This is a genomic window from Saccharomonospora saliphila YIM 90502 (assembly GCF_000383795.1).
Classification (GTDB): Bacteria; Actinomycetota; Actinomycetes; order Mycobacteriales; family Pseudonocardiaceae; genus Saccharomonospora; species Saccharomonospora saliphila.
In genome coordinates, this window is the sequence record NZ_KB912728.1 from 294,107 (window position 1) to 298,248 (window position 4,142).

The 4,142-nt window shown below is 73.1% G+C and carries 5 protein-coding genes and 1 pseudogene; all 6 read left to right on the forward strand.

Features of this window, described 5'->3' with window-relative positions:
- Positions 1–299: pseudogene (locus SACSA_RS23990) on the forward strand (dehydrogenase); the annotation flags it as partial.
- 36 nt (positions 300–335) lie between these two features.
- The gene (locus SACSA_RS0120360) at positions 336–1,247 is read left to right on the forward strand and encodes an aldose 1-epimerase family protein (RefSeq protein ID WP_198009110.1); all 912 of its coding nucleotides are present in this window, start codon (positions 336–338) and stop codon (positions 1,245–1,247) included.
- A gap of 275 nt (positions 1,248–1,522) precedes the next feature.
- The gene (locus SACSA_RS23995; protein ID WP_019819682.1) at positions 1,523–1,903 is read left to right on the forward strand and encodes a hypothetical protein; all 381 of its coding nucleotides are present in this window, start codon (positions 1,523–1,525) and stop codon (positions 1,901–1,903) included.
- On the forward strand, positions 1,903–3,159 hold the full coding sequence (locus tag SACSA_RS0120370) for a putative T7SS-secreted protein (RefSeq protein ID WP_019819683.1): 1,257 nt from the start codon (positions 1,903–1,905) through the stop codon (positions 3,157–3,159). Before SACSA_RS23995 ends, SACSA_RS0120370 begins: the two co-directional genes overlap by 1 nt.
- A 63-nt stretch (positions 3,160–3,222) precedes the next feature.
- Positions 3,223–3,741, forward strand: a complete 519-nt coding sequence (locus tag SACSA_RS0120375) for a hypothetical protein (RefSeq protein WP_019819684.1) — start codon at positions 3,223–3,225, stop codon at positions 3,739–3,741.
- A partial coding sequence (locus tag SACSA_RS0120380; protein WP_019819685.1) for a YbaB/EbfC family nucleoid-associated protein occupies positions 3,741–4,142 on the forward strand: 402 nt, incomplete at its 3' end. The genes SACSA_RS0120375 and SACSA_RS0120380, both read left to right, overlap by 1 nt.

Consider the following 4,142-nt stretch of genomic DNA (forward strand, 5'->3'; position numbering starts at 1 on the left):
GGACCGCGGCGCTGGCGTGCGGGCTCGCCCGGCGCGGCGGCCGGGTCGTGGTGACCGGTATACCCGGTGCCGGCGACGCCCTCGCCACCCGCGACCTGGTCACCCGCAACCTGGACGTGTCCACGGTGTTCGGCGCGCCACCCCGGGCGTGGGTGTACGCGGTGCGCGCCTTCGCCACGGGCACGCTGGACCCGTCGCGGGTGGTCACCCACGAGTTCGTGCTGGAGGACGCCGAGAAGGCGCTTGGCACCGTCGCCGACCGCGCCTCGGGCGCGGTGAAGGTGTTGCTGCATCCCTGACGTGGGCGCCGGATGCGGCGGGAGAGGAGCGAAACCGTGCTGCCGTCGGGTGAGCAGATCGAACTCCGGCACGGCGAGTACCGCGCCGTCGTCACGCAGGTGGGTGCGTCGTTGCGGGTGCTGGAGTACGCCGGGAGACCGCTGGTGCGTGCCTTCGCCGAGGACGAGGTGCGTCCCGTCTACAGCGGCGCGGTGCTCGCGCCGTGGCCCAACCGGATCGCCGACGGCCGCTACACCGTCGGTGGGCACGAGTACCAGTTGCCGCTCACCGAACCGGAACGGGCCACGGCGCTGCACGGCCTCGTCGCCTGGCAGCCGTGGAGGCCGGTGGCGCGCTCGGTGTCGCGGGTGGATCTGGAATGTCTGCTGTGGCCGACGCCCGGTTACCCGTTCCCGCTGCTGCTCACCACGACCTACCGGCTCACCGGAGCGGGGCTGGAGGTGCGGCTGGCGGCACGCAACGCGGGCACCGCCGAGGCGCCGTACGGGTGCTCGATCCACCCCTACCTGGTGGGCGGCGCGGGCCGGGTCGACGACTGGTCCCTCGAGCTGCCCGCACAGTCCTATCTCGAGGTCGATCCGGACCGGCTGCTCCCGGTGGCCGACCGCACGGTGCACGGCTCCGCGTTCGACTTCCGCGGTGGCAGGCGGATCGGCGACACTGAGATCGACCACGCGTTCGGCACGGTCACGGCCGGGCGCGACGGCCGCGCGGAGGCCGTCGTCCGCGACGCGGACGGCACCGGTGTGCACCTGACGTGGGACTCGGCGTGTCCGTGGGTGCAGGTCCACACCGCCGACCGCCCCGAGGCCGCGCTGCACCGCTCGGGCCTGGCGGTGGAACCGATGACCTGCCCGCCGGACGCGTTCCGCACCGGTCGTGACCTGGTGTGGCTGGCTCCCGGGCAGGCGCACGAGGTGTCCTGGCGGTTGTCGGCGGTGTGGTGATTCCGGAAGCGCCGTGCCGTGGTCGGTGACGTTCGCGCCTGCCGGTGTGCACTGGCGCGGGTGTCGATGTCCGCCGGTGTCCGTGTCCGTCCGAGGGAACCATCCCGCGGGCCCCCGCGTCGAACGGTGGAAATCCACCGGGCGGACGGCGTGCGCGGCGCCTCGCGGGGCCGGGGCCGCAGCGCGCGCCGGGTCTGCCACGGTGGTTGCTACCTTGCCCGGGAACCGGGTGGGCAAGGGCTGGGACAGGCGGACTCTCGGTAGGTGACTGGGGCATGACGGGATTCGGGTCGGTACCCGACGAGCTGCGTGAGACGGCACGGCAGATCAGCGACACCGTCGGTGGCGCCGCCGATCTGCTGTGGCAGGGACCGAGTGGCGACTACGGCCACCCGGCCGTGCAGGCGGGGTGGGCGACGTTCGTCGAGCGGGTGCGCGGCGCGGTCGAACAGCTGCGGGCCGAGGCGGAGGAACACGGTGCGGGGCTGACCGAGGCCGCGCGCCGGTACCTGGAGTCCGAGGACGAGAGCCGTGGCATCGTGGAGCGGTTCGAACACGGGCTCGGTGCCGACGGCGGACCCGTGGCGGGCGGGATCACCGGTGGTATCAGGAACGTGCTCGGCGGCGCGTCCACCGGCGTGGGAGGTGCCCGCTGATGGTCCTGCAACTGGGACAGACCACCAACCCGAGGGACCTCATTCCCGGGGACCCCGAGACCATCACCGCCGACCTGCGCGGCATGGTCGACACCATGGGCGGTGTCGGCGACATCGGTTCCCTGCTCGGTGGGATCGACCCGGCGCAGTGGGTCGGCGAGGCCAGCAACGCCTTCCGCGACGCCTTCGGCGCCGAACCGCCCAAGTGGGGCCGGATCGTGGACACGATCTCCCAGGGCGGCCAGACCCTGTCGGACTATGCCGACCTGCTGAACTGGGGACAGGGCGAGGCCCAGCGCGCGATCGAGCTGCACACCCAGGCGCTCGCGGCCAGCCGGGCCGCGCTGGCGCAGTTCCGGGCCGTGCGAGCGGGTGGCGGCGACCCGGGCGAGTTCTCCGACCCGGGCGAGGCCGGTATGCGCGAGGCGCAGTCCATCCTGGACAACGCCCGGCAGCGGATCGAGGGGTTCGGTGCCGAGATCGCCGGGAAGCTGGGCTTCGAACCGGACGGCGAGGGCGGATACTCCCGCGGCGGTGAACTGGAGGGTAGCTGGGAGGGCACCCGCGAGGGCGAGTGGGGATCGCGGGGCACCCTCGCCGAGAACCCGGTCGCCACGCTGCTGGACACCCTCGGCATCGAGCTGCCCTCGTTGGAGGGCGAGGCCTCCGCCGACGTCAGCGTCGCCGAGGGCGAGGTGGACGGTTCGTTCGACGAGGGCTGGGTCTCCGGCGAGGGCCGGGCCGGTGGTGCGGTACTCGGCGCGGGAGCCCAGGCCCAGGGCGAGGTGGACGCGATGGGCGCGCGGGGCGAGGCCTCCGCCGAGGCGTACCTGGCCAGGGGTGAGGCCGAGGGCGGCCTCGACTTCCTCGACGGCAACCTGGGACTGGACGGGGCGGTCGAGGGCATGGTCGGTGCTGAGGCGTCGGCCGACGGTCAGCTCGGCTGGACCGGTGGCGAGGGCAGCGTCGAGGCCTTCGCCGGTGGGAGAATCGCCGGAGAGGGCACGCTCGACCTGCCCGGCGTCGACGTCGGTGTGAACGGCGAGGGCTGGGCCGGGGCGGGAGCGGAGGCCGACGTGCAGTTCGGCATGGGCGACGACGGCAAGTTCCACATCGGAGCCGGTGCCGGGGCGGCCTGGGGGCTGGGCGGCAAGGTCGGTTACGACGTCGCGATCGACCCGGGCGAGATCGCCTCGGGTGCGTCCGGGCTCGCCTCCGATGTGGGCAACGCGACCAGGGGCATGCTCGGCTTCTAGCGGCGCCGCCCGCTGCACGGCCATCGGCCGTTTCGAGTACGACAGAAAAGGGGCCACACGACGATGGCGACGACACTGCCCGTGCCGATCGAGTTCTCCCTGCCGGAGGGCTGGAGATCGGTACCGCCCGACGAGGTGGGCGCGGAACGGATGGCGTTCGTGGCCGTCCACCGCGACACCGACGACGGTTTCGCCGCGAACGTGACAGTGCACGGCGAGCTGCGGGACCAGAGCGACACGCGGCTGGCCGACGTGGCGGCCGAGGCCGTCGAGCGGTTGCGTCAGGAAGCGATCGCCCTGCGTGTCGGCAGGCAGAACCACGTCGGCACCGCCGACGCGCCGGGCTTCACACAGGTGCTGCAAGCCCGCCTGCGGGCCGGTGGCGTCGTGCGGGACCTGGTGCAGTTCCAGACGTTCCTGGGGCTGCGGGACCAGGCCGGGAGCGGACGGTTCGCGGTGTTGCACATCGTGCTCACCGCGACCCCGTCCCAGTTCGCGGCCCTCGTCGACGACTTCGAGTCGTTCCTGTCGACCATCCGGGCAGATCGGACAGGCGCCACCGGGGCGCGGAAAGGTGTGTGATGAGCGAGCAGGCCGAACAGTTGCGGCGCAGGATCGAAGCGATCGAGGACGCCGCGGGGCGCAACCGGACCAACGCCGAGAACTACCGGCGCATGACCGAGGAACTCGGTGAAATCACGGGAACGGCGAGTGCGCCGGACGGCGTGGTGACCGTGGTCGCCGCGGCCGACGGGTCGGTCAGCGAGGTGACCTTCGGCGAGCGGATGCGGCGGATGTCGCCGTCGGAGCTGTCGCCGGTGGTGGTTCACACCATTGCCCGGGCCCGCGCTGAGGCCGCCCGCGCGCAGGCCGAGGTGGTGCGGCGCCACCTGGGCGACACGGGAATGCTCGACGAGGCCCTGCGGGCCGACGAGCGCGTCTTCGGTGACCGTCCCGCCGTGGACCCGGAAGCGGCCCCGGCG

What these genes read in the sequence shown, in the direction of transcription:
- SACSA_RS23995 (WP_019819682.1), top strand. Translation starts at nt 1,523, where the DNA reads ATGACGGGATTCGGGTCGGTACCCGACGAGCTGCGTGAGACGGCACGG.
- SACSA_RS0120370 (WP_019819683.1), top strand. Translation starts at nt 1,903, where the DNA reads ATGGTCCTGCAACTGGGACAGACCACCAACCCGAGGGACCTCATTCCC.
- SACSA_RS0120375 (WP_019819684.1), top strand. Translation starts at nt 3,223, where the DNA reads ATGGCGACGACACTGCCCGTGCCGATCGAGTTCTCCCTGCCGGAGGGC.